Below are 24,911 nucleotides of genomic sequence, written 5' to 3' on the forward strand. Positions count from 1 at the left end.
CTCGCGTCATGGAATCTGCCTAGGAAGCAGGCTCACGAGCCGAGCACGTTCGCCAGCGCCGTACGCGAGGAGACCCCGAGCTTGCGGTAGACGTGCGCGAGGTGGTCGTCGACCGTACGACTGCTCAGCATCAGGCGGGCGGCGATCTCCTTGCTGGTCAGGCCGGTCTTGGCCAGCTCGGCGATCTGCCGCTCCCGCTTGGTCAGCAGGTCGCCCTTCCGGGGGCCGCGTGCGGCCAGGCGGCGCTGCTCGCGTTCGGCCTCCTCGGCCAGCACACTCGCCCCGACCTCGGCCGCGATGGCCTTCGCCGTCGCCAGCTCCTTGTGGCCGTCGTCGCGGAAGGGGGCGGTCATGATCAGCGTACGGGCGACGTGGGGCCGGAACCCGGCGGCGCCGAACAGCTCGGCCGACCGCGCCGCGAACTCCGCCGCCCCCGCGAGGTCGCCCTCGGCGGCCCGCACACACGCCAGCGCGCGCGAGGCGAACGCGTGCTGGGCCGGGAGCGCGAGCGCCCCGGCGGCGGCCAGCGCCGCATTGGCGGCGGCGCTGGCCCAGGCCACCTCGTCGCAGCCGAGCAGCGCCTGGGTGAGGGTCTCCAGCCACATCGGCCGGTAGCCCGGCTGGCACTGCGGCATGCCGACGCCGCCGCCGATGCCGAGCAACATCCAGCGGGCCCGGTCGGGCTCCCCGGCCGAGAGCAGCACCTGCGCCGACAGGCACACCGTGCTGGCCGACCACCAGCCGTCGACCCCGGCCACCGAGTCGGCCGCCCACGTCGCCAGGCTGACCGCCCGCTGCACGTCGGTGTAGGCCACCGACTCGGCCAGGATCGACCGCACCAGCGCCAGCAGGATCGGGCTGCCCGACTGGCAGGCGACGTCCTCGGCCTCCTCGCCGAACCTGATCGCCTCCTCCAGGCGGCCGGTCCGGCCGCAGAGCTGGGTGAGCGCCATGAGCACGTCGGCCAGCAGGCCGCTGCGCGACAACGACCGGGCCAGCGTCAGCGCGCGGCGGGCGTGGCGTTCGGCGTCGGCCTGCCGTTCGACGAACGACTCGGCCCACACCAGCCGGGTCAGCGCGGTCAGCTCGCGGGTGGCGGCGGCGTCGCTCAGCGCGTCGGCGGCGTGTGCGGCGGTGTCGACGGCCGCCGCCGCCGGGCCGGGGTCGCCCTCGTAGGCGGCGGCGAAGGCCAGCAGCGAACGGCCGGCCGCCTCCTCCTCGGGGTTCTCGGCGGCCTCGACGGACGCCGCGATGTCGGTCAGCGCGGCGGGCACGTCGCCCAGGTGCAGCCGCAGGGTGGCCAGCTCGCGGTGCAACCAGGCGCCCCTGCCGCCCTTGGCGGCCTCGTTGGTGAGCAGGGAGGCGGCTTCGGCGTACCGGCCGAGCAGGCGTTCGACCACGGCGCAGGCGGCGACGAGTTCGCTGCGGTGGCCGACCGGCAGGTGGGGGAGCAGTTCGTGGAGGGCCGCGCGGGCCTCTTCGAGGCGGCCGTCGTAGATGAGCGCCTGCGCCAGCAGCACGTGCAGCTCGACGGAGACGGGGTCGGTCAGGTCGCCGACCAGCGGTTGCGCCGCCTTGAGCCACTCGACCGCGGCGGCGGGCGCGATGTTGACGGCCTCGCGGGCCGCGGCCATCAGCGTCGGCAGGTCGCCGGGCTCGTGCCTGCTGGCGGTGCGCGCCACGTGGTGGGCCACCTCCCTGACCGGCGCCCCGAGCGCCGACAGCTCCCGGGCCGCCAGCCGGTGGGCCAGCATGCGCCAGGCGGGGTCGGCGCCCTCGTACACCAGCTGCCGGAGGAGGGGGTGGCGGAACCGGAACCGGCCGTCGCCGGTGTCGCGGATGAGGTCGCGGGCGGCGAGCTCGCCGAGCACGGCCGGGACCGGCCCGAGCATCGCCACGTCGTCGGGGGTGAAGGCGTCGCCGAGCACCGCCCCGGCCTGGGCGGCCCGTAACTCCATGTCCGACAGCCGGGCGAGCTCCCCGGCCAGCAGCCCGGTCAGCGTCGACCCGGCGGCCCCGCCCGCCAGGCCCTTCAGGTAGAGCGGGTTGCCGCCGCTCTCGTCGTGGAGGTCGCGCAGCTCCGGCCGGTCGCCGACCAGCTCGCGCGCCTCGCCCAGCGACAGCGGCCCGAGCCTGACCCGGACGTGCGGGACCGCGGCCGGCCCGGCCTCGGCCAGCGCGCCGGGCAACCGGTGACCGGCCTGCCGGTCGCGGTAGGCGCAGACGACGAGCAGTTCCTCGGCCGGCCGCCGGATCAGGGAGGCCAGCAGCTCGCAGGAGGCCGGGTCGGCCCAGTGGAGGTCGTCGAGCACCAGCGCCACCCGGCCGAGCTCGGCGAGGTGCTCCCGGACGGTCCGGGCCAGCGCCAGCCGGTCGCCGCCGCCCAGCGGGCCGAGGGCGTCCTCGAAGACGCGGTGGGGGAGGTCGCGCTCGAACTCGGTGGCCACCCCCCGGAGCACCTTGACCCCGCGGCCGCCCGCCTCGCGGGCGAACTCGGTCAGCAGATGGGTCTTGCCGATGCCGGGCTCCCCGGTCACCTCGGCCAGACCGCCCGTCTCCAGGGCCTTGGCCAGCGCGGTTGACTCCGCTTCACGTCCCACGAACACGAAAGACAGTAAAACCCCGCAATCCTACGGATGCTAGGAGATTGACCGGATGACACGGTGGTAATCCGCCATCCGACGCCCCCCTCCGGGAGTTTGTGTGATGAACGAGTTTCCCTTCCCCTTCTTCGGGGCGGGAGAGGCGAAGTACTACATGTGGGCCGAGGTCCACGTGCGGTTCGAGCGCGAACCCTCGAGCTATCAGCGTTCGGCGATCGAGTCCAGCTGCCCTGGACCGCTCCAGGACACCATCGACTGGGCCGACGGCCGCCAGCTCATGGTCGCCTCGGGCCTGTTCCTGCACGGCGCGCTGGCCCGCGCCTACCCGGCCAAGCCGGGCGACGACGACTACCTGGGCGACGACGGCTGGTTCTACGCCGCCCACTCGCGGGTGGAACGGTTCAACTCGGCCATCGAGTCGTGGCTGGCCTACGCCAACGACCACTGCCCGGTCATGGTCGCCTACCGGCAGGAGGACGGCGACAGCGGCGGCACCCAGTTCTCCCGCTGGCACGACTGGAGCGTCACCCAGCTGCCGCGCCTGATGGCCGACCTGGAGCCGATCCTGGCCAAGTCGATCGCCACCCGGCAGCAGACCCACGCCACCCACATGGTGCGCGGCATCATGTCGATGGCCCGGCGCGCCCGCGCCAAGGCCGCGCCGACGCCCGGGGGAAGCTGGCCGCGTCTGTGAGACGGTGAGTCCATGGCATGGACCAAAGACGGCGAGACGCTCCGGCGCTCCATCGAGGCCCCCGACTTCCCGACCGCGATCCTGATCGTCGACCGGGTGGCCGAGGAGGCCGAGAAGATGAACCACCATCCCGACATCGACATCCGCTGGCGCAAGCTCCATTTCGCGCTCACCACCCATGACGCGGGCGGCCTGACCGACCTCGACTACCGGCTGGCCGAGCGCATCGACGAGATCGCCCGCTCCCACGGGGCCTGAGCGGGATCGTCAGCCGAAGACCGCGGGTGGCGGCACCGGCGCCGCCACCGGGTCTCCGTCGTGGATGGGCTTGGCGCCCGCCACGAACTTCACCAGATCCTCGCCCGCCACGCAGCGCGCCTGCGTGAGCCCGCCCGCGGCCGCCCGCACGAGCCGGTCGAGCGGCAGGTCGCGGTTGGAGGCGACCACGATCAGGTTGCCGAACCGGCGGCCGCGCAGCACGCCCGGTTCGGCCAGCAGGGTCACGTGCCGGAACACCCCGCGCACGGTCGACAGCAGCCGCCGGGCGAACCGCAGCCCCTTGCCGTCGGCCACGTTGACCAGCAGCGTGCCGTGCGGCCGCAACACGCGGGCCAGGTCGCCCATGTACTCGGCGGTGGCCAGCTCGATCGGCATGATCGCGCCCGAGAAGGCGTCGAGGATGACGAGGTCGGCCGAGGCGTCGTCGAGGGTGGTGACGCCCTCCCTGCCGCCGGTCGTGCGCACCTTGAGCCGGGGCACCGCCTTCAGCGCGAGCTGGTCTCTGACGAGCTGCACGAGCGCGTGGTCGGGTTCGATGACGATCTGCCGGGAGCCCGGACGCGTCGCCGCGACGTAGCGGGGCAGCGTGAACCCGCCCCCGCCCACGTGGGTCACGTCGAGCGGCCCCTCCGGCAGGCAGTCGACCGCGATGCCCATGAGCTGGACGTATTCGAAGTCGAGGTGGGTCGGGTCGGCGAGGTCGACGTACGACTGGGGGACCCCGTCCATCAGCAGCATCCACCCGGCCGGGTTGTCGAGGTCGCGCAGCAGCTCGACCTCCCCGAACACGACGAGGTAGCGGCCCGGTACCGGGTTCGTGGACTTCGCCATCACAATCTCTCTGCCTGTCGTCTTCGCGTGGTATATCCAGGAGTGCACTCCGACCTCCCAGGAGAACCTAATGCGCAGGCGGCCCCTGCTCGTTCTCGTCGCGGCGGTCGTCACCATGTTCGTCGCCGGGGTGGCCGGGCTCATCGTGAGCGGCCGGAGCGTGCCGCCCCCCGACCCGGTGACCACCGCGACTCCTGAGAGCGTGCCCGACGAGCTCGTCGAGCCGGAGAACCCCAACCGCAACACCCCCTGGGACGCCGGGACCGCCTACCTGAAGGAGTGGGAGAAGGGCGACCTGGCGGCGATGCGGGCGCTCGTCCACGACCCCCCGGAGGATTTCACCACGCTCCACCAGGCCGCCGACACCGCCCTGCGGCCGGTGAGCCGGATCTTCACCCCCCTTTCGGTGGACGAGATCGACGACGTCACCGCCGACCTGTCGTTCACGGGGGAGTGGACGATGACCGACGGCCCCCCGATGAAGCTGACCTCGACGGTCCGCCTCATCGTCGTCAAGCGCGAATGGAAGGTCGACTGGACGCCCGGCGCCCTCCACCCCGACCTCGAACACGGCGACACCATCGAACGCCGCGAGCTGCCCGGTGCCCCCTACCGCCTGGCCACCCGCGAGGGCGAGGCCCTGCCGCCGGGCAGCTACGCCGACTCCTACGTCGGCGACCTGGCCGCGCACGCCCCGCCCAACCCCTCGACCGGCGGCTGGCGCGTGGTGATCGACAAGCCCTTCGACGGCGAGGTCGAGGAGGTCTACCGCCACGACCAGCCGGTCACCGAGGGCCCGGCCTTCGCCACCACGATCGACAAGTACGTCCAGATGGCCGCCGCCCGCGCCCTCGACCCGGTGCAGAAGCCGGCCGCGATCGTGGCGATCCGGCCCTCGACCGGCGAGGTGCTCGCGGTGGCCGACCGGCTCGGCGGCAAGGGCGCCTTCTCCTCGGCCTTCCCGCCCGGCTCGACCTTCAAGATCGTCACCGCGGCGGCGCTGCTGGCCGCCGGGGTCACCCCCGACCAGCAGGTGAGCTGCCCGGCCACCTACCAGATCCCGTTCGGGCGGGTGATCAACAACTTCCAGGCCCACGACTTCGGCACGCTCTCGTTCCGGCAGGCGTTCGCCGAGTCGTGCAACACCACCTTCGCCCAGCTGGCGGTCGAACGGGTGCCGGCCGCGACGCTGACCGCCCAGGCGGCGGCCTTCGGGTTCGGCACGACCCTGTCGACCGGCGCGGGCGGCTCCTGCGGGTCGCTGACCGAGCCGCACAACCACGACGCGCTGGCCGAGGCGTCGTTCGGCCAGGGCACCGTGGTGGCCACGCCGTTGTGCATGGCGAGCGTGGCGGCGGCGGTGCAGAGCGGGGTCTGGCGGGCGCCGAGGCTGCTCGCCGACGCGCCCGGCCAGCCGGCCGAGGCGCCGCTGGCCCCCGGGGTGGCCGAAGGGCTGCGCACGATGATGTCGTCGGTGGTGTCGGAGGGCACCGCCGAGAACACCGGCCTGCCCGCCGGGGTGAGCGGCAAGACCGGCACCGCCGAGGAGGCCGGCCAGGACGACCACGCCTGGTTCGTCGGCTTCCACGACGACCTGGCGTTCGCGGTGTTCGTCAAGAACGGCGGCACCGGCCGCGACGTGGCGATCCCGGTCGCGGCCCGGTTCCTGAACGCCCTCTGATCCTTGGCCCACATATGGGCTGAAAGCGGGATATTTCTGGACACATACCTCCTGATGGAGGTGAGGTCACATGCATGATCTGAACGCCGACCTGAACGCGGGCCTCCGCCCGGTCAGCAGGGACACCTGGTGGGTGCTGGCGGTCCGGGGCCTGCTGGCGGTGATCTTCGGAGTCATCGCCCTGGCGTGGCCGGGCATCACCCTGCTCGCCCTCGTCTACGTCTTCGCCGCCTACGCCATCGTCAACGGCCTGTTCACCATCGCGGGCGCCTTCCGTGAGGTCAACAAGGGCTCCCGAGGCTGGATGATCTTCTCCGGCGTCGTCGGGGTGATCGTCGGCATCATCGTGGCCACCTGGCCCGCGATCACCGCGATCGTGCTGCTCTGGTTCATCGGCGCCTGGTTCGTGGTCACCGGCCTGCTGGAGATCATCGCCGCGGTGAACGCCCGCAGGCGGATCGACGGCGACTGGGGCCTGATGCTGGCCGGAGTCCTGTCGGTGGTCTTCGGGGTGGTCCTGGTCATCTGGCCGGCCGCCGGCGCGCTCTCGCTGGCCTGGCTGATCGGGACGCTGGCGATCATCCTCGGGCTCTCGCTGTTCTACCTGGCGTTTCGGGTGCGGAACATGCCTGCGTGAAGATTTTCCGCGTATAGCGCTATAGGCCGGGAATATCTTCATCATGACGGTTCACGAGCGGCTCTCCCGGCACCTGCTCGTCGACGGCCTGCCGGTCGTCCTCGATCTGGCGCGCAGCTCGGGTTCCTGGCTCGTCGACGCCCGCGACGGCCGGAGACACCTCGACTTCTTCACCTCGTTCGCGTCCTCGCCCCTGGGGTTCAACCCCTTCGACGACGACCCGGCCTTCCTCGCCCGCCTCGGGCGGCTGGCCGCCAACAAACCGGCCAACTCCGACCTCTACACCGAGGAACTGGCCGAGTTCACCGAGACCTTCACCCGCGTCCTCGGCGACCCCGAACTGCCCCACCTGTTCCTCGTGGAGGGCGGCTCGGCGGCCGTCGAGAACGCCCTGAAGGTCGCCTTCGACTGGAAGAGCCGCTGGAACGAGGCCAACGGCCGCCATCCCGGCCTGGGCACCCAGGTCCTCCACCTGAGCCGCGCCTTCCACGGCCGGGGCGGCTACACGCTCTCGCTCACCAACACCGAACCGGTCAAGACCGACCGGTTCCCCAAGTTCGGCTGGCCCCGCATCGACACCCCCGCCGTCCACCTCGGCGACGTCGAGGCGGCCGAGGAGCACGCGCTCGGCCAGGCCGAGGAGGCGTTCCGCAAGTACCCCCACGACATCGCCTGCTTCATCGCCGAACCCATCCAGTGCGAGGCGGGCGACAACCACCTGCGCCCCGAGTTCCTGCGCGCCATGCAGGACCTGTGCCACCGGCACGAGGCCCTGTTCGTGCTCGACGAGGTCCAGACCGGCGTGGGCGTGACGGGCTCGGCGTGGGCGTACCGGGGCCTGGGGCTGCGGCCCGACGTCGTGGCGTTCGCGAAGAAGATGCAGGTCGGCGGGGTGATGGCCGGGCGCAGGGTCGACCAGGTGCCCGACAACGTGTTCCGCGTCAGCGGCCGCATCAACTCGACCTGGGGCGGCGGCCTGACCGACATCGTGCGCGCGACCCGCATCCTGCGGATCATCGAACGCGACGGCCTGATCGAGCACGCCGGCGTGCTGGGCGACAAACTGCTCGGCGCCCTCCGCGACCTGGAGGCCGAGGGCCTGCTCCGCGACGCGCGGGGCCGCGGGTTGCTCGCCGCCTTCGACGTGCCCGACCGCGACGCGGTCGTCACCCGGTTGCGCGAGCGTGAGTCACTGCTGGTCCTGCCCGCCTCCGAGGGCACTGTACGGCTCCGCCCACCCCTGAACGTCACCCCGGAGGAGATCGAAGTGGGGCTGTCCCGGCTACGGCGAGGGCTCGCGTCCTGACCACAGGTCGATGGCCGTCCCCCGGGAGGCGACGCCGAGCTTGGCGTAGATCCGGTTGACGTGGTTCTTGACCGTCTTCTCGCTGAGGAACAGCCGCTGGGCGATCTGGTTGTTGGAGTGACCGTTGGCGATCAGATCCATGACCTCGGTCTCGCGCTTGCTGAGGGCCGTTCCGGTGGGGTCGTCGACTCGCATCTGGCCTCCGTGGCAGAGATCCATTTGGCAGAGAGTTAAGTCGCCGAGGGCCCCCGCGTCCGGCGTAGCGGTTGTGAGCGAGTTTAACTCGCGTGAAAGCCCTGTGGGGGTTGCTTCGTGGGCAAATCGCACCCGGACTGCATCACCGGAGAACAACCGGCCGGGCCGGCACCCCGGTGGCGGCGATCTGTGCGAGGAGATCACCGAGGTCGGCGGGGTAGACGGTCTCCCGCGTCGCCGCCAGCTCGCCGACCGTCCACCACCGATACTCCTGAATGGTGTCAGGCTGGGTCGCCCGCGCGGTGTCGACGTCGCCGGCCGAGAGCCGGGCCAGGTAGTAACGCTCGACCTGCCGGATCATCGCGCCCTCGAACTCGAACTCCTTGGCCCGCTCGGCCACCGGCCCATCGACATGGAGACCCGCGCCGTCGACCCCGAGCTCCTCCCGCATCTCCCGGCGCAGCGCGGCGAGGTGATCCTCCGCGCCGTCGAGCGCGCCGCCCGGGGTCGCCCAGAACCCGCCGTTCTCCTCGTAGCGGAGCAGCAGCACCCGCCCGTCACCGTCGAGTGCGACGACACGAACGGCCACCCGCACGGGGAAGATCGCCATCCGCCAAGTGTGACAGCGGTTCGCGGGATCGGAGGCCGGGCCGGAATCGGCCCGAGTCGGTCGGATGGCCGGCGAGGCGGAGCGTAACTGAAAGGCTGTTGGAACGATGAAGGGCCGGTCCCGAAGGACCGGCCCTTACGCTGGGTGAGTAATGGGACTTGAACCCACGACATCCAGGACCACAACCTGGCGCTCTGCCAACTGAGCTATACCCACCATGTGCGCGATCCCGCTCACCCGGTCTCGCGTACAAGCACGAGTGTAGCGGTATCGCGAGACAACTACGAACTACTAACGGCCTCCGCCGTGTCGCGTGCCGTCGCCGAGTCTGGGCCGGGTTGCGGCACGAACACGGTCGCCCGGTAGTAGCGCAGTTCCCGGATGCTCTCCGTGATGTCGGCGAGGGCGCGGTGGCCGCCCTGCTTCTCGGGTGAGGCGAAGTAGACGCGCGGATACCAGCGGCGGGCCAGCTCCTTGATCGAGGAGACGTCGATCATCCGGTAGTGGAGGTGGCTGTCGACGACGGGCATGTCCCGGGCCAGGAACGAGCGGTCGGTGGCGATCGAGTTGCCGCACAGCGGGGCCTTCTTGGGCTCCGGGAGGTGGCCCCGGATGTATTCCAGGACGATGGCCTCGGCCTCGGCGAGGGTCACGCCGCCCGCCAGGGCATCGAGCAGGCCGGAGGCCGTGTGCATGGTGCGCACGATCTCCGACATCTGCTCCAGCGCCTCCGGCGGGGGCTTGATGACGACATCGACCCCGTGGTCCAACTGGTTCAGCTCACCGTCGGTGACGACGCAGGCGACCTCCACCAGTGCGTCGCGCCCGAGGTCGAGCCCGGTCATTTCGCAGTCGATCCAGACCAGCAGGTCGTTCATGTCCTTAGCGTAGTGCTCCGGCTCAGTGCGTTTGGAGCGAGTCCAGGACATCACCGACCTGCTCGGACTTCAGGTTGTCGGGGATCGACACGTAGAAGAACGAGGGCCGCTCGCCTTCGCCCATGTCGACCAGCACGAACGCGCCCGATTCGGTCTTGAACTTGTAGTCGTTGGCCTTCGACTCGGCGCTGAAGTCCATCTTGTACTCGATGATCCAGGCGTCGCGGTCGCCGACCTTGATCGCCTCGTTGCGGATGATCTCCCGCTCGTGCGGGATCGAGTAGAAGGCCGGCTCGTACGCCGACAGCAGCGTCGTGGTGACCACTTCGAGGTCTTCGACGCCCCGGTAGGGGAGCATCTGGGGCAGCTGGGCCGCCGCGACCGTGCCCATCCAGTCGGCGCCCTCCCGGCCGTTGTACCCCGGCTGGGAGACGGCGCCGTAGCCGCTGGTGAACAGCGGGTAGGTGGGGTCGTTGGGGGCGTTCATGGTCTTCGGGTCGGAGACCTTCCAGGGGCGGCCGAGGAACTTGTAGCTCAGGCCCGACACCGAGTCGTGGATGCGGCCGTCCTCCGGCTGCGGGAACGACGTGATCGACGGCTGCGGTGGCTGCTGCTGCGGCTGCTGCTGGTCGGGGGGCGGCACCTGCTCCTGCGGCGGCGCCTGCTCGGTCTGGGGCGGCGGCGCCGGCTCGGTGGCCGGGGGCCGGGCGATCGCGGGCTCGCTGGAGCCCTGGTTCAGGAACACGAAGGCGCCGGCCACGACCAGCGCGATGACGAGCACGATGCCGACGCCGCCGAGCACCCACGGCAGCGGCGAGGGCGGCTTCGGCGGCGCGCCGAACTGGGGCATCGGCAGCTGGCTCGTGGCGCCCCACGCCTGCGACGGCGGGGTCCACTGCGGCGGGGCCGGCGGTGCGGCGAACTGGGCGGTGGCAGCGGCCGGCGCGGCGGGGGTGGCGGGGGTGGTCGCCAGGGTCGCCGGTCCGGCGGGCTCCGGGGCGTTCCGGCCTTCCAGAGGATGGGTGGCGTCGGTCCACTGCGAACCGTCCCACCATCGCAGCTGCGGCGAGCCGTAGGGGTCCGGGTACCAGCCGGCGGGGGTCGTCGTCATGCCGTGCAGCCTAGTGAAGTCAGCATTTGTACGAGAAGCTCGCCTTCGCGGCTATGGGCTTGCCCTCGGGGGTGTGGTCGAGCACGCGGAGCGTTGCGGTGCCCTTGAATCGGCCCGGACCGCTCACCTGCCAGATCAGCGGAAGATCTACCGAAGTCGTACCCGACTCGACCCGCTGGGTCCCGGCGGTCACCCGGCCGTCGCTCTGCTCCCACTCGTACTTGAACGTTCCGCTCTCGCCGTTCGTGGTGACCACCGCCATGATCTTGGTCTTGGCGTCGCACCCCTGGGTCTTCTTCGGCGCGGACACGCTGACCTTCGACACCGCCATCTCGGCGGGCGGGGACATGCGCAGGTAGAGGATGAACCCGGCGATCAGCAGGCAGACGATCAGCGAGCTGAGCCAGGCGCCCCGGCGCTTGGGCTTGGCCCTGCGGCGGTTCTGGGCCGTGGGGTCGGCGTGCTGGGTGGCGCCCTGCCGCCAGATCTGGGCGGCCGAGGTGTCGGCGGGCACCCCCGGGCCGAACCGCATGCCGCCCGACTCCGCCGGAGGCGGGCCGCCCGGGTGGCCCCCCGCGTGGCGGGCCGGGTCGAGCAGGGTGCGCAGCTCGCCGGTCTCCGGCAGCCGTGCGGGCGGCAGCGCGGCGGCCACCGGCGGCAGCGCCGACCAGGCGTGCAGGGTGCGCACCAGCGACTCACGGGTGGAGAACCCGGCCGGGAGCAGGTCACGGCCGTTCGTCAGGACGTCGCGGGCGGTGGCCAGCCCTTGGGAGGCGGCCACCGAGGCGGCGTGGTCGAGCAGCTGCGCCTGCTGGCCGGTGGCCCAGCTGGCCGACAGGGTGCGGGCCAGGCCCTGCCAGGCGGCGATGTCACGTTCCGGCGAGGCGGGCTCGGTGCGCAGCGCCTCCAGCAGGCCGCGTTCGGCCAGCAGGGCCGAGCCGTCTTCGCCGATGACGACCGTGCCGGGGTGGACCGCGCCGTGGGCCAGGCCCGCGGCGTGCAGGCCCAGCAGGGTCTGGGCGGTCTCGATCAGGATCGTGGCGGCGCTGCCTGCGTCGGGCCGCCAGCCGAGCTGGCTCCCGCCGGTGAGCAGGTCGGCCACGGTCGGCACGGCGCGGCGGCCGACGATCAGCCAGACCTCGCCGTGGGCGGCCACCAGGTCGGCGACCGGCAGCAGGCCGTACTGCCCCGACTGGGCCAGCCGCCGATCAGCGGAAATGGCCGCCACCAGGCGCTCACGCGCGCCCGGGGCGGCCAGCAGGTGATCGTTGAACCGGAGCAGCCCCGACGGCTCGCCGCCGGGGCCTTCCGCGTCGTGCCAGGTGCCGACCTCGCTGACCCGCGTCCTGCCGGTCAGCCGGTGGCCCGCGACAGTGCCCCCGTCATGCATGACTACTTACGCCTCCGCCGGTGCCTTCCCGCCATGGATCGCTTCACGGCAAGTGTGGCGGGCACGAGGCCGGTCGTCATCAGGCCGAGGGCGAAGAATCCGGCGGCGGCCGTCTCCCCGGTCGTCGGCTCGACGGTCGGCTTCTCGGTGTTCCGGGTGGGCGACTCTTCAGACTCGGGCGAGCCGGGACCGCCACCGCCGGGGGAACCGCTTGTGGAGCCACCTGTGGAGGAGGTGGTGGAAGTCGACGTAGACGGCTGCGGGTCGGGGCTGCTGGTCGCCGACGGCTCACCACTGGGCGAGCTGCTGGTCGTCGGAGTCGTAGGCGTCGGACTCGGGCTGGGCGTGGGGGTCTCGTCGCCCGGCTCGCTGGTGGCCGTCGGGTCGCCCGGCTCCTCGAGGCCGCCACCGCCGCCGCCCGGCTTCTTGGTCGGCTTGGGGGTCGGCTTCTTGGTGGGCTTCTTCGTCGGCTTCGGCTTCGGCTGCTGCGTCGGCTTGGGCTGCGGGTTCGACGTCGGCTGGGTGACCGGGGGCTGGGTCGCCCCGGCGTCGGGCGACTCGGTGACCTCGGGGGTCTCGGTGACCGGGACCTCTTCGATCAGGCCGTCGTCGACCTCCTCGACCAGCGGGTCGGGGGTCGTCGAGGTGTTGACCGGGCTCGGGGTGAGGCTGGTGGTGCCGGCCGACAGGGTCGCGCCGCTGATCGAGCCGACCAGCACGGCCGTGCCGCCCGCGATCACCGCCATGCCGACCACGGTCAGGCCGATCTTCACGAACGCCTTGCTGAAGAAGCCGCCCTTGCGCTCCTCGTCGCCGAAGTCCTCGCCGCCCGCGGCGAGCTGGGTGTCGGCGAGCTGGGTGTTGGCCTGGGGCACGGCCGCGGCGAGCGGGAAGAAGGCGGCCAGCAGGCCGGCCAGCGCCGCCAGGCGGCGGCGTCCGCGCTCCTCCCACTGCGGGCCGTACGTCTCGATCGCCACCGACTCCAGGTCCTGGAGGAAGGCGTGGGCCGAGGCGGGGCGCTCCTGCGGGTGCTTGGACATGCCGCGCTCGATGAGGCCGCGCAGCTGCGGCTGGATCTGGTCGAGCGGGACCGGGGCGGCCTGGTGCTGGTGGGCCAGCGCGGCCAGGTTGCCGGCCTGGAACGGGCGCTGGCCGGTGAGGCACTCGAAGAACACCACGGTGGCGGCGTAGACGTCGGTCGTCGGACCGGCCGGGGCGCCCGCCCACTGCTCGGGGGCCATGTACGACGGCGTGCCCGACGCCGGCATGCCCTCGCCCGCGCGGGCGGCGATGCCGAAGTCGACGAGCTTGCTGTGGCCGTCGCCGTCGACCATGACGTTCTCGGGCTTGAAGTCGCGGTGCACCACGCCCATGTCGTGGGCGATGGCCAGGCCGATGAGGGAGCCCTTGAGCACCGCCAGGGCGGCCTCGGGTCCCGTCGGGCCTTCGGAGCGGATCATCGCGCGCAGCGAGACGCCGTCGACGAGCTCCATGACGATCGCGGCGCCGTGGGGCTGCTCGACGTACTCGTAGAAGCGGGCGGCGTGCGGGTTGCGGTCCATCAGCGCGAGGAGACGGGCCTCGTGCCGGAACCGGGCGATGAAGTTGAGGTCGGCTCGGAGTTCCTGGGAGAGGTATTTGATCGCGACTAGCGTTCCATCGGCATCGTGCCTGGCCAGCACGACCTGTCCGGCTGCGCCGGTGCCGAGCTCGCGTAGCTCCGTATAGCCGGGAACCCGCCAGGCGCCGGTCTGGCCGTACATGCGGTCTCCTTATGTGCCCGGGCCCCCACCATGACGACCACAGAGCCTAACGGCGGGTCTACCTCGTGATGGGAAAAGTCATGAGATTGTAGTGACTCAGTGTCAAACGTGACTTTAGTGGTACAGGTGGGTAGTGCGGGGACGCCGAGTCGCGGTCGCGGGCCCCGTCCAGCCGGTTGACCAGGGCATAGTGTGACATCGGCCATTCCTGAACCCATACTGCGCGGAGCGCCGATTCATGCCCGGAGGGCATCCGTGGTCGTGATCAGGTGACCGTGATCACATCTGCAGACATGAAAAAAGGCGACCCGGCCGCCCATGCGAGTCCCTTGCGGGTACTCGATGGCCACATGGGCGCCGGTCGCCTCGTGCTGCGTTAAGTAGACGCCCGATCGGGCGACAGGGTTGTCAAAGGTCATCTTCCGGAGATATGGGCGGGAACCGGAACGTCCCGGGTCATCTTCGGGTCGGTCTCCGGCACGCCCCACGTCGTCACGACGGGCAGCACGCCCGCCCAGACGGGCAGGTCGTAGTCCTCGTCGTCGTCGCTCGGGCCGGCCGCGCGCATCTTGACCGACGCCTCCTCCAGCGACAGCGCCAGCACGGCGGTGGCGGCCATCTCCTTGCGGTTGGGCAGGCGCGCGTAGTCCCACTGGCCGGGGGCGAGCTGCTCGGTGATGGCGGCCAGCCCGGCCATGCGCTCCTCCTCGTCGGTGACCAGGCGCGGCACGCCGTAGATCATCGCCGAGCGGTAGTTGACCGAGTGGTGGAAGACCGACCGGGCCAGCACGATGCCGTCGAGGTGGGTGACGGTGACGCAGATCGTCTCGCCCGGCGCGGTGCGCAGCGACCGGGCGCCGGTCGAGCCGTGGACGTAGAGGGTGTCGCCGATGCGGCCGTACCCGGTCGGGATGACCATGGGGGAGCCGTCGGCGATCACACCCAGGTGGCAGATCAGGCCGGCGTCGAGGACGGCGTGCAGCTCGGCGCGGTCGGTGCGGCCCCGGGCCTTGGAGCGGCCGAGGACGGTACGAGGGGTGCTGGACAGCTCGGTCATACCGGTACCGTAGGAGCCGAGTGGCCTGGAGGAACACGTCCACTTTCGCGGTGTTGAGGGAGACCACTTTGCGGGAGCAGCAGGTCGATCTTCCGGTGGCCGTCGACCGGTCCGACGCGACGCCCCTGGTCGTCCAGGTGGGCGACCAGCTGCGCGCGGCCATGCGCGACGGCGCGCTGCGGGCGGGGGAGCGGTTGCCCTCCAGCCGGAGCCTCGCCGGTCTCCTCGGCGTCAGCCGGACCGTGGTCACCGAGGCGTACCAGCAGCTCTACGCCGAGGGCTGGCTCGACGGGCGGCACGGCTCGGGCACCTACGTGGCCGACGTCCACGGCGACCGTCCGGCCGAACCCGCGCCCGACGCCGGCGTCGCGCCCTCGTTTCACGCGCCCGACCCCGGCCTGATCGACCTGCGGCCGGGCCGCCCCTGGGTGAGCGCCTACGACACCGCCGCCTGGCGGCGGGCCTGGCGGGCCGCCGGAGACCTGCCGATGAGCGCCTGGCCCGACCTCTACGGCGACCCGATGTTGCGCGAGGCGCTGGCCGACCACCTGCGCCGGGCGCGTGCGGTGCCCGCCGGGCCGGGGAACGTGCTGATCACACGCGGCACCGGCAACGGCCTCGACCTGCTGGCCGCCACCCTGCTGAAGCCGGGCGACCGGGTCGGCGTCGAGGAGCCGGGTTACCGGTCGGCCCGGCGCATCTTCGCCTCGCGGGGCGCCGAGATCGTGCCCTGCCCGGTCGACGGCGACGGCCTGATCGTCGACGACCTGCCCGCCGGCCTGCGGATGATCTACACCACCCCGGCCCACCAGTTCCCGACCGGCGGCCGCCTGCCGATCCCGCGGCGCGAACGCCTGCTCGCCTGGGCCCGCGCCACCGGCGCGCTCGTCGTCGAAGACGACTACGACGCCGAGTTCCGCTACGACGTCGCCCCGCTGCCCGCGCTCTACGGCCTCGGCCCCGAGCACGTCGTGCTGCTCGGCACGTTGTCGAAGTCGCTCAGCCCCGACGTCGGCGTCGGCTGGCTGGTCGCCGGACGGCCGCTGCTCGACCGTGTCGCGCGAACGCGGAAGGAACTCGCCGACCGCACGTCGGGGCCGGTCCAGCGGGCGGTCGCGGTGCTGCTCGACCGCGGTGACCTCGACCGGCACCTGAGACGCATGCGATTGGAGTACGCCCGGAGGCGGGAGGCCGTGGTGGCCGCCCTCGGCCCGTGGACCAAGGGCGACACGGCCGGTCTGCACGTCCTGGCGGAACTTCCGGAACACGTCGTGCCGGAAGTGGTCGCCGGAGCCCGTGAGCGGGGGGTCCTGGTCGACACGACCATTCGCCACCACCACGGCCCGCCCCGCGTCCACGGCCTGGTCGTCGGCTACGGCTCCGCCGCGCTCCACGACGTCCGCCGGGGCTGCGGGATCGTCAGGACCCTGCTAGACCACGCTCTCCAGGAGCCGTAGCTCCTCCCGGGGACGGGGCACCTCTAAGTGAGGCGCGCTGTCTCCGATGATGCGGGCGACGTCGATGGCCCCCGGATCCCCCTCGGCGGAACCCGGAACCTGTGAGTGCCCGAAATGCCCCCCACGGGCCCAGAGACGGCGGTTGCCGTCCTGCACCAGCGAATGGGGCACGGGTAGGGGCGGACCGGCCGGCCACCGCCGGGGAACCTCCCACGAGTCGAGCCAGGCGAGGATCTCGTCGAGACCGTCGAGCTTGCTGTCGGTGAACGGTTCGTGCACCGACCCCAAGACCCTGATCTGGACGCACACCCGGCCCTGCCGGTTGAGGTCTCCGGTGAGGCCGCAGGCCGCGCGGGTCGGCGGCAACTGCTGGATGATCTGCCCCGTCACCGGGTTCCACACCAGGTGGGCGGGGCGGTTGAGCTGGACGAGCCGCTGGGCCACGGATTTGGCCGAGATCCCTTGTGGGTCCGTAGGCCAAATGAACCAGACCACCCTGGGCGCGCCCCCGATCATGGGGCCGGCGTCCTGGGGAGCGGGAATGCGACTGGCGACGGGTAGCCATGCCTGGGCCACTGTGCCCCCTCATGTCCTCGGTCGCCCTGTTTTCTCCCCTTATGCTCTTCGGGCGAAACGCGCGATTCCGTACCTGCCCCGGCGGACGACGGCGTAGCCCCGGGTCAGCGCGCGCTCCCGGAGATAGACCAGCGGGAGCGCCCGGCCCTCCACGGCCCGTGCGAACCGGCCCGGCCCGGTGGTCCGGCTCACCGTCAGGCGGGGAACGGCCAGCATGTCGGGGGCGGGCAGCTCGGCCACATCGTTGGCGACCGCGCACGCCGCCCAGAACCCGGCCCGCCGCGCCTCACGCCGGACCCGCGCGCTGGAGTAGCCGTAGGGATAGGCCATCGTCGTCACCGGGAGTCCGAGTCTGTCTTCCAGGACCGCCTTGCCGCGCCGCAGCTCCTGCCGGAGTTCGGCGTCGGGCAACTGGTCGAGCTGCGGGTGGCTGTGGCTGTGCCCGGCGATCTCGTGCCCCTGCGCGGCCGCCTCGCGGGCCTGCGACCAGCTGACCATGTGGTCGAGCGGCCGGCCGGCCGCGTCGCCGCCCGCGTCGGCCACCCAGCCCGTGGTCAGGAACAGGGTGGCCGGGAAGCCGAACCGGTCGAGGATCGGCATCGCCTCGGTGTGGAAGTCGGCGTAGCCGTCGTCGAAGGTGAGCACCACCGGCCGGGCCGGGAGGGTCGCGCCGGTGCCGTTCACGGCCGCGATCAGGCTCGCGAACGTCATCGGCGTGAACCCGTTGGCGGCCAGGTAGGCCAGCTGCTCGGCGAAGTCGCCCGGCCGCACCGCGAGCGGCCGGGTCTCGGCGTTGGGCCGGTCGGTGACCGAGTGGTACATCAGGATCGGCACCCGGTTCATCGTCGTGCCTTCCCGACCAGGTAACCCCAGGTCGTCCAGGCCAGCCCGACGACGATGGCGGCGCTGGTCCCCCAGCGGAGGGTGACCAGCCCCCTCAGCGCGCCGAGCGGCAGGGTCGTGAAGGTGTACGACCGCTCGCTCGCCAGCCCGTCGCCGCTGCCCACGCTCCGGGTGACCAGGGCCTTGGACAACCCCTCGGCGTAGCAGCGCGAGCGGAAGTAGCGGAAGGTCTCGCGCGCCGCCGGCACCCGGTGGCCGATGCCCGCCGACGGCTCGAACAGCAGCACCGAGCCGGGCAGCCGCTGGGTGAGCCGGATGCAGAACTCGGTCTCCTCGCAGCCCAGCGGCCGGCTCTTTCCCTCTGCGACGCTACGGCCGATTCCGGAGGAGAACCCGCCGACCGCCCCGATCACCTCGCGCCGGAAGATCGCGTTGCCGCCCATCACGTTGCGGATCGGCGCCCGGGTCTCCGGCATGCCCTTGTAGGTGCAGCCGACCGTCCAGTCGAACTCCACCGGGAACCAGCGGGGCCGCCGGGTGGCCCACAGCGGGCGGGTGGCCCCGCCCGCGCCGACGACTCCGGGCTGCGCCATGGCCGACTCCAGGCCCTCGATCCAGCCCGGGTCGGCCACCGCGTCGTCGTCGAGGAACGCGACGTAGCTCCCGGTGGCCGCCTCGGCGCCGGTGTTCTTGCCGCCCGACAGGCCCTTGTCGTGCACGTTCTCCAGCACGGTCGCGTCAGGGTAGGCCCGCTTGAGCCGCAGGTGCAGGTCGGGGTTGTGGTCGACGACCAGCAGCAGTTCCCGCGCCGGCACCGTCTGGGCCCGCACCGAGGCGACCGCGGCGGCGATGTCGTCCCAGCGGTCCTCGGTGTACGCGCAGATCACGACGGAGGTGTTCATGCCGCGCCCTGGTCGGCCGTGGCCGGCTGCGGCAGCGGCGCGGGGACCACCCGGCGGCGCCGCCACTCCCGCACGATCGTGCGCAGCACCCGCAACCCGTCGCGGATCGCCCGCAGGTTCGACTCCCCGTGGATGCGGCAGCGTTCGTGGCTGGGCACCTCGTGCACCCGCAATCCCGCCCTGGCCGCCCGGATGTTCATCAGCGTCTCGACCTCGAAGCCCTCGCAGTCGAGGTCGAGCGCGGGCAGGTGGCGGGCCCAGAAGGCGTTGTAGCCGTAACACAGATCGGTGTAGCGGGTGCGGTAGAGCGTGTTGACGATGGTGCGCAGCACGCTGTTGCCGGCCCGCCGGGTGACCGTCAGGTCGTCGCTGCCGCCGCCGGGGACGTACCGCGAGCCCTTGGCGAAGTCGGCGCCGCTGACCAGGGCGCTGACGAAGTGGATGATCTCGCGGCCGTCGGTCGAGCCATCGGCGTCGATCATCACGATGATGTCGCCCGTGCAGGCCGCGAACCCGGCGGCCAGGGCGTCGCCCTTGCCCCGGCCGGTCTGGTGGACGATCCGCAGGCCCGGCCGCAGCCGCCGGGCCACCTCGACGGTGTCGTCGGTCGAATGGCCGTCGACCAGGACGACCTCGTGCACCCAGGTCGGCAGGGTGGCGAACACGTGGGGAAGGTTCTCGGCCTCGTTCATCGCCGGCACGACGACGCTCACGGTCGGCGAGACCGCGAGGTGGGGGCCGAGGGGGGTGTATCGGTCGACGTGCGGGAGCGGCCGCAGGCCGGTGATCTCGGGACTCATGGTGACGGAAATGTCCTTCCGGGCGGTCTGTCATGAGCGGAGACTGCCAGCGGACCGGCGCGACTGGACGAGATGGGGCAGGGGCTCGTCCCGGTCGTGGGGCAGAGGGTGGTGTGGGGTCGTCATCCCGGGTTTCGGGCGGGGGTGACGCGAGTGCGGGGGCGGTGAAGCTGGCGCAGGATCACCAGAAACGCGCTCACGACCGCGACGGTGGCCACGCCGGCACGCGGTGACCATGCGTCGAAGAGGAGCATCGCCTCGGCGAGAAGAACGTTGACAGCCAGACTGGCGGCCAGTCCCACGGTTAGTGCCGATAGGGGGTCACGATCACGCAACAACCCGGCGATGGCCACGCCGGGCGCCAGAAGGAGGAACGCGGGCGTCAAGATCAGCCTGGCGGGCGTCTGCACGTCGGCCAGCGCGAGCACGGCTCCCGCCACGCACGACGCGCCGACCACACCGATCAGGACGGTCTTACTGGTCCCCATGTCACTCTCCCGGCTGGTGGAGGCACTTCATAGGATCAACCGGGGGCACGCGCGTCAATGGCGACGCTCTTCCGCAGCGCCCGGTTCACAAAGGACCAGGACTCTATCGGTAACGACTCGGCAACCGCTCGTGTTATGCCTGAGGTTGCTGGGGCCCCTCCGACACCTGGGTCGCCGGGGTCTCGCTGGGCGCCGAGGTCGGCTCGTCGGTCTTGGGGGGCGTCGGGGTCGGCCGGGGCGGGCTGGTCGGGTCGGGCACCCCGCCGCCGGGCGGGGAGTAGCCGTCGCCGCGCCAGCTGATCCGGCACGACGGGCTGCCGCCGGGCGAGGTGATCGCGATCGTGGTGCTGCCCGCCGACTTCGGATCGATGATCGAGATCGTCATGCGCCCGCTCGCGCCCTTCTTCAGCACGCCGCGCGCCGGGGCGATTGAGACGTTGTCGCCCGCGCGGGCGCTCCAGGCGATTGGAGCGTTCCTGGCGGTGAGGTAGAGCACCCCGCCGGACGACTCGCCGACGTCACCCGGGCAGGTCATCGACAGGGCGGCCCGGGCAGCCGCCGGGCGCTTGGTGGGCCTGGGGGTGGTCACCGGCTTGCGGCTCGGCTTCGGCCGCGCCGGCGGCTGCCCCGCCGCCGTCGGGACCGGCCCGGGAGCCTGCGTGGACGAGGTCTCCTCGGCCTCCACCGGCGTCGGGCTCTCCTCCTCCACGGGAGGCGGCGGCGCGGTGTCCTCCTCGGTGACCTCGTACTGGGGGGCCTGGACGGCGTCGTCGGTGGGCTGCGGCTGCGGCATGGCCTCGACGCGGGTGGGCGCGCCGGCGCCGGCCCCGTTGAGCCAGAACACCCCGCCCCCCGCCACCAGGGCCACGCCGAGAGCGGCCACGACGGGCGTCGCGCGCCGGGACTTCTTCTTCCCCGCCGCCCGCCGTGACGCGCCCCCCGCCCGGCGGCCCCGCTTCACTCGGGGCCGCCGCCCGACCGGCACGGGGAATCCGTTCCGGTCGAAGTGATCCCCGTCCCGCACGATGAGGATCTTCGTTTCGTCTCGTTCCGGGTGGGCGCAGGTGTCCACGACCCGGCGTCGCAGCGACAGCGGCGGGAACGCCACCGGCACCATCTCCAGCAGCTTCGGGGCCGAGACGTGCCGCTCGCGGCCCTCGACGCAGACCTCGCAGCCCGCGATGTGGCGGCTCAGCCGCTGACGCAGCAGCGTGCTCAGCGGGCCGTCCCAGGAGTCGACCATCGCCGACAGGTCGGGGCAGTGGGCCCGGCCGGTCCGCGCCAGCACCACCGCGGCGGCCGAGTTCTCCAGGTGGTCGCGGGCCCGCTCCAGCCGCGTCGCCGCCTGGCGGGAGGTCAGCCCCAGCACGGCGCCCGCCTCGGCCGGGGTGAGGTCGTGGCGCAGGGAGAGCTCCAGCACCTCGCGCTCGGGCCCGCTGAGCTCGCCCAGCGCCTCGTGGACCAGCATGGTCATCTCGGGGTCGGGGCTGTCGGCCAGGTCGATCGGCGTCGTCGCCGTGCCGGGCGTGCGCGAGGCGCACTGGAAGCGCACCAGGGCGTAGAGCCAGGCGCGCAGCCGCTGCGTCTCGGCCAGCCGGCCGACCGAGGCGACCGCGAGCACGAGGGCGTCGTGGACGGCGCTCGCGGCCAGGTCGAGGTCGCGCAGGCGGCTGTAGGCGTAGTCGTTCAGCCGGTCGGCGTACGCGTCGTACAGGCTGGCTGGTGCGTGCGCGTCATCGCGCTTCAACGCGTCGAGCAGACGGGTGTCGTCGGCTCGGCCGACGGTCGGCCATCCGGGCAACGGAATTCCTCCCCGAGAACGGGACCCTCCGGTCCCCACACGAGAAGGACGCCCCTTTCCGGCGCCGCGTTTACTGTCTTCCAGGCCATGCTCAAGTGGCATGACCTGGGAAGACAGCGACTCCTGTGACTCGGGTGAAGATTATTTGGCGCTGGGGCAGTTGGGCGCGCACAGGCGGCGCGCGATGCCCTGCAGGAAGATGTTGCGGATCTCCAGCACCGTCTCGGGGAAGTACGCCTGGCCGCCGGTGGCCTTGGCGATGTTCTCCATCTGGGTCCGGTTGGCGTCACCCTCGGTGTTGAACGAGATGACCAGGATCGAGACCGGCTTGGTCGCGTCGAACTTGGCCTTGAGGCGCTTCAGGATGCCCGCGTTGGTGATGCCGCCGCTCGGGTCGTCGTTGCCGACGCCGTCGGTGAACAGCAGGATCGTGTTGATCTTGTCGGCCTCGTACTCGTCGCTCATCTTCTGGTACGCCGCCCAGAGCGAGTCGTTGAGGCCGGTGTTGCCCGTGGGGATCGCCTTGATCTGGGTCATCTGCCGGGCGATCACCTCGCGGCGGGTCACCCCGTCGATCTGCTGGGCGAGCGGCCCGACCGGGACCGTCTCCTTCCAGTCGACCTTGTCGCCGTTGAGGTTGTCGGAGAAGATCCAGGTCCCGATCTCGGTCTTGTCCGGGAAGAGCTTCAGGCCCTCGGTGCTGACCTGGGAGATGGCCTGCATGCGGGTGATGCCGGAGGAGTCGGCGGGCAGCGCCATCGTGCCCGAGACGTCCAGGAGCGACAGCAACTTGGTGCCCAGGCCGACGCGCTTCCACGACTGCGCGAGCGTGACGACGGTCTTGGCGTCGGGGATCGGCAGCGCCGTCGGGGCCTCGGCCCGCATCCCGGCCTCGGGGGTCAGCACGCTGCCCTGGCCCTCGGGGGTGCGGAAGCCGTAGCCCTGGATGATCTTGCGGGAGGCGGCCGACTCCAGCTCGGCGGTGAACAGCTTGGCGGCCTGCGCGCTCTCCGGGTCCTTCGCCGTGGTGATGATCGGGTAGTCGAGGTTGACGGTGCCCTCGGCCGGATAGAGCGCCACGGCCGCGTTCTTGTTCTCCTTGTTGAACGCGTACACCGACTGCTCGGAGGTCACCCCGATCGGCACCCGGGTGGCGGCCTTCGACAGGGTCGCGAACAGGTTGTCGGGCGAGGTCACCTTCGACTCCGACAACTGCCGCAGCACGCCGACCAGCAGTTCCTCGGAGCCCTCGTCGCCGCTCTGCCGCAGGATGCCGGCCCCGGCCAGCAGCGCGCCGAGCCCGGCGGCGTTCTTGGCGGGGTCGAGCACGACCACGCGCACCTTGCTCGCGAGGCCGTCGGGGTTGGCGGCGTTGGCGGCCGTCATCATGCCGGTCCAGCTGGGCTCCAGCGACTCGGCCAGCTTGGCGGCGGCGGCCTTCGGCGCGGCCAGCACGATCGGCGAGGTGGCCAGGCTGGCGCTCACCTTGGGCGCCGACTTGGCCGGCATCTGCGACAACCAGAGCGAGGAGTCGGGGATCCACAGGTCGGGCGCGGAGCTCGCGCCGCCGGTCCCGGCCAGCGCGGCGGCGACCCCGTCGGAGTCGGCCCCCTTCACGGCCACGTCGACGCAGCTGCCGTCGACGGTCTTCTCGGCCTTCACGAACCGCCCGGCGATCTCGCTCACGGCCGGTTCGATGTCCTTGGCGACGGCGACGAACAAGGACACCTTCTCGCCGGAGCACCCGGCGGAGTCCTTGTTCACCACGACGTACGCGGCCACGCCCAGCAGTACCGCGAGGGCCACGGCCCCCGCCAGCGGGACGAGCACCTTGCCCGGCCCTGCCGATTTCCGGCGGGAGGGGGGCTGCTCGTACGCGGGGTAGCCGCCCTCGATCTCGTCAGTGCGGTGACGTCCCACGATGGCCTCTTCGTCAGTCGTTGCTCTCCCCGCCAGGCAAAAGGGAGATTCTCCGTAATGCTTACGGAACCATAGTGGCAACCATTAGACCGGCAAAACGGTCCTTTTACTGCGATGATGGGCATCGCGATACATCTTGACTCCACGATCTCGCGATGTATCGTGTTCGTGAAATCAGTGGAAATCGGCACCCGGGGGCTGGGATGCGTGACGGAGATCTCCTCCTGCTGGAGTTCAACCGCCCCGGCCTGCCGCCCTCGGCCAGAGAGGCGATGCGGGCCCTCCCGGGGCTGCGCGCGGTCCATCTGGCGGGCCGCCACGGCCGGGTCTGGACGGTCCCGGGCGGCGCCTCAGAGGTGATCGACGCCCTGCGCGACGCCGGCATGGACGTCGCCGTGCTCTCGCTTCAGTGGTCGCAGACGTGCCCGCGCCAGGCCCTGCCGCCCTCGAAGACGGCGATCGCCGCGAGCGAGAGCGCCACCAGCGGATCGGCCCACCACCACCCGATCGAGCCCGCCGCGAACCCGGCGAGCACCCCGGCGGCCGTCAGCCCGCAGAGCACGTTCTGGGTGCCCTCCCCGGTCGTCGCGGCCGAGGCCAGACGGGCCCCGACACGCCGTTTGGCCCACCCGAGGACCGGCATGCTGACCAGGCTGATCGTGGTGACCAGGACGCCGAGCACGGTCGGCGCGGCCCGGTGACCGTGCTCCAGGTCGTGGAGCACGTGCAGCACGAGATAGGGCGCCAGCAGCCAGAAGCTCACCGCGACCGCGCGGGTCGCGCGGAACTCGGCCATCGGTGACACCAGGCGGGCGCCGGTGAAGCGCCACAACACGATGAGACTGGCCAGCGCCTCGACCAGGGCCGCGAGGCCCCAGCCGAGCAGCGCGACCGAGTCGGCGGTCCAGCCGGCGTAAACGCCGACCAGGCTTTCGGCGCCGAGCCAGCCGAGGGTCGCCACCGACAGCAGGCGCGCGCGGCGGGCGTCCCTCAGCCAGCTCTCGGCCGAAACGGCCGGGCGCGTGAGCGTCCGCTGGTCAGGCACCTTGACCCCCGTTCACCCTCGCACCGCCGGATACAGCGCTGAGT

Annotated in this window: 23 protein-coding genes and 1 tRNA gene; 6 read left to right on the top strand and 18 right to left on the bottom strand. The window is 71.9% G+C overall.

The genetic code is table 11. From position 1 onward, the window contains the following. Positions 1-32 precede the first annotated feature (32 nt). Positions 33-2,606 (bottom strand): ATP-binding protein, encoded by a 2,574-nt coding sequence (locus AW271_RS31980; RefSeq protein WP_062341337.1) that lies wholly within the window; start codon positions 2,604-2,606, stop codon positions 33-35. Positions 2,607-2,706: 100 nt separating this feature from the next. Between AW271_RS31980 and AW271_RS31985 the strand changes: the two genes are divergently transcribed. Beyond that, on the top strand, positions 2,707-3,297 hold the full coding sequence (locus tag AW271_RS31985; RefSeq protein ID WP_062341338.1) for a hypothetical protein: 591 nt from the start codon (positions 2,707-2,709) through the stop codon (positions 3,295-3,297). Between the two features lie 12 nt (positions 3,298-3,309). Further along, positions 3,310-3,555, top strand: coding sequence for a 4a-hydroxytetrahydrobiopterin dehydratase (locus AW271_RS31990; RefSeq protein ID WP_062341339.1), 246 nt, complete (start codon positions 3,310-3,312; stop codon positions 3,553-3,555). A gap of 9 nt (positions 3,556-3,564) precedes the next feature. Here the strand turns inward: AW271_RS31990 and AW271_RS31995 are convergent, their stop codons facing one another. Next, the gene (locus tag AW271_RS31995) at positions 3,565-4,407 is read right to left on the bottom strand and encodes a spermidine synthase (protein ID WP_062341340.1); all 843 of its coding nucleotides are present in this window, start codon (positions 4,405-4,407) and stop codon (positions 3,565-3,567) included. A gap of 70 nt (positions 4,408-4,477) precedes the next feature. Between AW271_RS31995 and AW271_RS32000 the strand changes: the two genes are divergently transcribed. The 3 genes from AW271_RS32000 to lat all read left to right on the top strand — a co-directional run bounded on the left by AW271_RS32000 (position 4,478) and on the right by lat (position 8,031). Beyond that, the gene (locus AW271_RS32000; protein ID WP_062341341.1) at positions 4,478-6,088 is read left to right on the top strand and encodes a penicillin-binding transpeptidase domain-containing protein; all 1,611 of its coding nucleotides are present in this window, start codon (positions 4,478-4,480) and stop codon (positions 6,086-6,088) included. 70 nt (positions 6,089-6,158) lie between these two features. Further along, on the top strand, positions 6,159-6,725 hold the full coding sequence (locus tag AW271_RS32005) for an HdeD family acid-resistance protein (RefSeq protein WP_062341342.1): 567 nt from the start codon (positions 6,159-6,161) through the stop codon (positions 6,723-6,725). A gap of 43 nt (positions 6,726-6,768) precedes the next feature. Further along, positions 6,769-8,031 (top strand): L-lysine 6-transaminase, encoded by a 1,263-nt coding sequence (gene lat / locus AW271_RS32010; RefSeq protein WP_062341343.1) that lies wholly within the window; start codon positions 6,769-6,771, stop codon positions 8,029-8,031. Here the strand turns inward: lat and AW271_RS32015 are convergent. The 8 genes from AW271_RS32015 to AW271_RS32050 all read right to left on the bottom strand — a co-directional run bounded on the left by AW271_RS32015 (position 8,008) and on the right by AW271_RS32050 (position 15,035). Continuing rightward, positions 8,008-8,226 (bottom strand): response regulator transcription factor, encoded by a 219-nt coding sequence (locus tag AW271_RS32015; RefSeq protein WP_030455926.1) that lies wholly within the window; start codon positions 8,224-8,226, stop codon positions 8,008-8,010. The two genes, lat and AW271_RS32015, sit on opposite strands and share 24 nt — an antisense overlap. A 142-nt stretch (positions 8,227-8,368) precedes the next feature. Next, the gene (locus tag AW271_RS32020; RefSeq protein WP_062341344.1) at positions 8,369-8,836 is read right to left on the bottom strand and encodes an NUDIX hydrolase; all 468 of its coding nucleotides are present in this window, start codon (positions 8,834-8,836) and stop codon (positions 8,369-8,371) included. A 143-nt stretch (positions 8,837-8,979) separates the two neighbouring features. After that, a tRNA-His gene (locus AW271_RS32025) sits at positions 8,980-9,052 on the bottom strand. Between the two features lie 65 nt (positions 9,053-9,117). After that, a complete protein-coding gene (orn, locus tag AW271_RS32030) occupies positions 9,118-9,714 on the bottom strand; it encodes an oligoribonuclease (RefSeq protein ID WP_062341345.1) in 597 nt (198 codons plus the stop codon). Positions 9,715-9,736: 22 nt separating this feature from the next. Continuing rightward, entirely contained in the window at positions 9,737-10,825 is a 1,089-nt protein-coding gene (locus tag AW271_RS41720; RefSeq protein ID WP_062341346.1) for a DUF2510 domain-containing protein, read from the bottom strand. 19 nt (positions 10,826-10,844) lie between these two features. Continuing rightward, on the bottom strand, positions 10,845-12,215 hold the full coding sequence (locus tag AW271_RS32040; RefSeq protein ID WP_062341347.1) for a protein kinase family protein: 1,371 nt from the start codon (positions 12,213-12,215) through the stop codon (positions 10,845-10,847). Positions 12,216-12,217: 2 nt separating this feature from the next. Then, the gene (locus AW271_RS32045) at positions 12,218-13,978 is read right to left on the bottom strand and encodes a serine/threonine-protein kinase (protein WP_062341348.1); all 1,761 of its coding nucleotides are present in this window, start codon (positions 13,976-13,978) and stop codon (positions 12,218-12,220) included. A gap of 415 nt (positions 13,979-14,393) precedes the next feature. Continuing rightward, positions 14,394-15,035, bottom strand: coding sequence for a pyridoxamine 5'-phosphate oxidase family protein (locus tag AW271_RS32050; RefSeq protein ID WP_062341349.1), 642 nt, complete (start codon positions 15,033-15,035; stop codon positions 14,394-14,396). A 53-nt stretch (positions 15,036-15,088) separates the two neighbouring features. On the opposite strand from AW271_RS32050, the gene pdxR reads away from it, so the two are divergent. Further along, positions 15,089-16,492 (top strand): MocR-like pyridoxine biosynthesis transcription factor PdxR, encoded by a 1,404-nt coding sequence (gene pdxR / locus AW271_RS32055; RefSeq protein WP_245653306.1) that lies wholly within the window; start codon positions 15,089-15,091, stop codon positions 16,490-16,492. Here the strand turns inward: pdxR and AW271_RS32060 are convergent. From AW271_RS32060 to AW271_RS32095, 8 genes are all read right to left on the bottom strand, one after another. Beyond that, positions 16,466-16,936, bottom strand: a complete 471-nt coding sequence (locus AW271_RS32060) for a hypothetical protein (protein ID WP_198169341.1) — start codon at positions 16,934-16,936, stop codon at positions 16,466-16,468. The two genes, pdxR and AW271_RS32060, sit on opposite strands and share 27 nt — an antisense overlap. 171 nt (positions 16,937-17,107) lie before the next feature. Then, positions 17,108-17,911: a polysaccharide deacetylase family protein gene (locus tag AW271_RS32065; protein ID WP_062341351.1), complete on the bottom strand. Its 804-nt coding sequence runs from the start codon at positions 17,909-17,911 to the stop codon at positions 17,108-17,110. Beyond that, positions 17,908-18,813 carry a glycosyltransferase family 2 protein gene (locus tag AW271_RS32070; protein WP_062341352.1) on the bottom strand — a complete coding sequence of 302 codons (906 nt, stop codon included), beginning with the start codon at positions 18,811-18,813 and terminating at the stop codon, positions 17,908-17,910. Before AW271_RS32070 ends, AW271_RS32065 begins: the two co-directional genes overlap by 4 nt. Continuing rightward, complete coding sequence (locus tag AW271_RS32075; RefSeq protein ID WP_062341353.1) at positions 18,810-19,613, bottom strand: glycosyltransferase family 2 protein; 804 nt, start codon at positions 19,611-19,613, stop codon at positions 18,810-18,812. Before AW271_RS32075 ends, AW271_RS32070 begins: the two co-directional genes overlap by 4 nt. Before the next feature lie 122 nt (positions 19,614-19,735). Beyond that, positions 19,736-20,101 (bottom strand): hypothetical protein, encoded by a 366-nt coding sequence (locus AW271_RS32080; RefSeq protein ID WP_062341354.1) that lies wholly within the window; start codon positions 20,099-20,101, stop codon positions 19,736-19,738. Between the two features lie 133 nt (positions 20,102-20,234). After that, the gene (locus AW271_RS32085) at positions 20,235-21,902 is read right to left on the bottom strand and encodes a sigma factor-like helix-turn-helix DNA-binding protein (protein WP_062341355.1); all 1,668 of its coding nucleotides are present in this window, start codon (positions 21,900-21,902) and stop codon (positions 20,235-20,237) included. Between the two features lie 141 nt (positions 21,903-22,043). Beyond that, a complete protein-coding gene (locus tag AW271_RS32090; protein ID WP_245653307.1) occupies positions 22,044-23,822 on the bottom strand; it encodes a substrate-binding domain-containing protein in 1,779 nt (592 codons plus the stop codon). A gap of 406 nt (positions 23,823-24,228) precedes the next feature. Next, the gene (locus AW271_RS32095) at positions 24,229-24,867 is read right to left on the bottom strand and encodes a cation efflux transmembrane domain-containing protein (RefSeq protein WP_062341356.1); all 639 of its coding nucleotides are present in this window, start codon (positions 24,865-24,867) and stop codon (positions 24,229-24,231) included. Between the last annotated feature and the right edge of the window lie 44 nt (positions 24,868-24,911).

Origin of the sequence: Herbidospora sakaeratensis (assembly GCF_001570525.1) — a bacterium.
GTDB classification, from domain to species: Bacteria; Actinomycetota; Actinomycetes; order Streptosporangiales; family Streptosporangiaceae; genus Herbidospora; species Herbidospora sakaeratensis.

What these genes read in the sequence shown, in the direction of transcription:
- AW271_RS32075 (WP_062341353.1), bottom strand. Translation starts at nt 19,613, where the DNA reads ATGAGTCCCGAGATCACCGGCCTGCGGCCGCTCCCGCACGTCGACCGA.
- AW271_RS32015 (WP_030455926.1), bottom strand. Translation starts at nt 8,226, where the DNA reads ATGCGAGTCGACGACCCCACCGGAACGGCCCTCAGCAAGCGCGAGACC.
- AW271_RS31990 (WP_062341339.1), top strand. Translation starts at nt 3,310, where the DNA reads ATGGCATGGACCAAAGACGGCGAGACGCTCCGGCGCTCCATCGAGGCC.
- lat (WP_062341343.1), top strand. Translation starts at nt 6,769, where the DNA reads ATGACGGTTCACGAGCGGCTCTCCCGGCACCTGCTCGTCGACGGCCTG.
- AW271_RS31995 (WP_062341340.1), bottom strand. Translation starts at nt 4,407, where the DNA reads ATGGCGAAGTCCACGAACCCGGTACCGGGCCGCTACCTCGTCGTGTTC.
- AW271_RS32000 (WP_062341341.1), top strand. Translation starts at nt 4,478, where the DNA reads ATGCGCAGGCGGCCCCTGCTCGTTCTCGTCGCGGCGGTCGTCACCATG.
- AW271_RS31985 (WP_062341338.1), top strand. Translation starts at nt 2,707, where the DNA reads ATGAACGAGTTTCCCTTCCCCTTCTTCGGGGCGGGAGAGGCGAAGTAC.
- AW271_RS32050 (WP_062341349.1), bottom strand. Translation starts at nt 15,035, where the DNA reads ATGACCGAGCTGTCCAGCACCCCTCGTACCGTCCTCGGCCGCTCCAAG.
- AW271_RS32065 (WP_062341351.1), bottom strand. Translation starts at nt 17,911, where the DNA reads ATGAACCGGGTGCCGATCCTGATGTACCACTCGGTCACCGACCGGCCC.
- AW271_RS32040 (WP_062341347.1), bottom strand. Translation starts at nt 12,215, where the DNA reads ATGCATGACGGGGGCACTGTCGCGGGCCACCGGCTGACCGGCAGGACG.
- AW271_RS32005 (WP_062341342.1), top strand. Translation starts at nt 6,159, where the DNA reads ATGCATGATCTGAACGCCGACCTGAACGCGGGCCTCCGCCCGGTCAGC.
- AW271_RS32020 (WP_062341344.1), bottom strand. Translation starts at nt 8,836, where the DNA reads ATGGCGATCTTCCCCGTGCGGGTGGCCGTTCGTGTCGTCGCACTCGAC.
- AW271_RS41720 (WP_062341346.1), bottom strand. Translation starts at nt 10,825, where the DNA reads ATGACGACGACCCCCGCCGGCTGGTACCCGGACCCCTACGGCTCGCCG.
- AW271_RS32070 (WP_062341352.1), bottom strand. Translation starts at nt 18,813, where the DNA reads ATGAACACCTCCGTCGTGATCTGCGCGTACACCGAGGACCGCTGGGAC.
- orn (WP_062341345.1), bottom strand. Translation starts at nt 9,714, where the DNA reads ATGAACGACCTGCTGGTCTGGATCGACTGCGAAATGACCGGGCTCGAC.
- AW271_RS32080 (WP_062341354.1), bottom strand. Translation starts at nt 20,101, where the DNA reads ATGGGGACCAGTAAGACCGTCCTGATCGGTGTGGTCGGCGCGTCGTGC.
- AW271_RS32045 (WP_062341348.1), bottom strand. Translation starts at nt 13,978, where the DNA reads ATGTACGGCCAGACCGGCGCCTGGCGGGTTCCCGGCTATACGGAGCTA.